2 protein-coding genes are annotated in these 1,451 nt (G+C 58.2%); both read right to left on the minus strand.

Features of this window, described 5'->3' with window-relative positions:
• Nucleotides 1–20: 20 nt before the first annotated feature.
• Entirely contained in the window at nt 21–212 is a 192-nt protein-coding gene (locus LHP98_RS19255; protein ID WP_227254160.1) for a hypothetical protein, read from the minus strand.
• A gap of 662 nt (nt 213–874) precedes the next feature.
• Nucleotides 875–1,451, minus strand: a 577-nt coding sequence (locus tag LHP98_RS19260; protein WP_227254161.1) for a hypothetical protein, incomplete at its 5' end; no start/stop codon positions are given.

Below are 1,451 nucleotides of genomic sequence, written 5' to 3' on the forward strand. Positions count from 1 at the left end.
AACCCTTGGTTAAGCCTTCGCTAATTTCTCGCGTATCGGTTGAGCAAATGGTTGATGCTGTAGTCGAGCAAATTGCCCTTCGGCTCTTTGGACCCGGTCCGCATGAGGTCCATGGCAATGTCCAGAAAGGCTTCCGAAAGGTCCAACTTGCCCTTTGCTTCCGCCAGGATGCTCGCCGTCAAAGCCCGGTTTGCCAGTTCCATCGTTTCCATCGCAGAACCTCTTCAGATTTCGTTCAATTTATCGCCGCGAATCCTAAGAAACCGTTAACCGAGCCGAGCCTGCCTGCGGAACATCGATGACCTCAAGAAATTGTGGTTGAAGCGCCATAGCGAGTGTTCGTCAACCATATGGCGTGTACGTCTGGGCCATCAGCGCTCGGGCCGGATCTGCGTCGGCCTCCGAACCATGGCGAGAACAAGGAGAAGGCCGGATCGGCGGTTTCGATTTCAGAGACAGAACTTGTACCGCTGATCGCGCGCTCAAGACCCAACCTCGAACACAGGCTCAGTTCCGCTTCTTCCGCTTCTTCCGCTTCGGTTCGCATCCGACACCGTCGCCATCGCGATCCAGCCCGTAGATATCGGACCCGACGACTTAGACGGGACCTGTGACATAGGCAGGACCATTCCCCTTCCCGCCGGTTCAGTCGACGTCGGATGCGACCGGCACACAGGCGCCGGAGTAGGAGTAGTCCGGATCGCAGCCCTCCGCGGATGCTTCGAAGCCCAGCAGGATCGAGAGCAAGACAAAGCCGCGACTACGCGAACGCTGTTGCTCGGTCAATGCGTTGCCAGGATGGCCAAATCGGTATCTCGGTTGCACTCGCTCTGCCCTGGGATGCCGCCACCGCAGCAGCAGGCGCGCCGTGGCACTACACCTTTACCGGCTTCAGGACCTGGCTTCTTCCCCTGAACGCCGAAGCGGCCCGGCCGTCGTCAAAGCGCGCGAGGGAGTCGCGGACAACATGCCTCTGGACTTGAATCTCCTTGGTCAGAACGGAAATCGCCGCTCTCATCGAACGCAGATTGTGAACCTTGATCTCGCCGACACTTCGCGGAAGAGCATTGATCTGATCAAGGGCAGACCTTGCCTCGACCTCTGCGTGACTAAGCAGATGAAGCTCAGCGGCAGCTGCGCCATTCCGTTCGGAACCGTTCGTAGCCGACCACATCGACCATGCCAACCTCGCCGCGCTGCAGTCTCCAAGCAGGCTCAGGAGCTCCGTCTCGATCTTAGAGAAGGCTTGCCGGACAGCAGCGGCCTCATCAATGTGCTCTCGCGTTTCGCCCATGGCAAATCGGTTGAACATTGCCCAGGCCGCCAGGACGGTCACCGGAAGAAGGAAGACAGCGGCAATCAGTGAATTCATTTCGGAAGCCCCACGCTGATCGACCACAGGGTTGTCCAAATCGGTTAATGAGGTGTTAACCTGGAAGTCGCGAGGTTCT

The sequence above is a fragment of the Rhodobacter sp. Har01 genome (assembly GCF_020564565.1).
GTDB lineage: Bacteria > Pseudomonadota > Alphaproteobacteria > Rhodobacterales > Rhodobacteraceae > Pseudogemmobacter.

What these genes read in the sequence shown, in the direction of transcription:
- LHP98_RS19255 (WP_227254160.1), bottom strand. Translation starts at nt 212, where the DNA reads ATGGAAACGATGGAACTGGCAAACCGGGCTTTGACGGCGAGCATCCTG.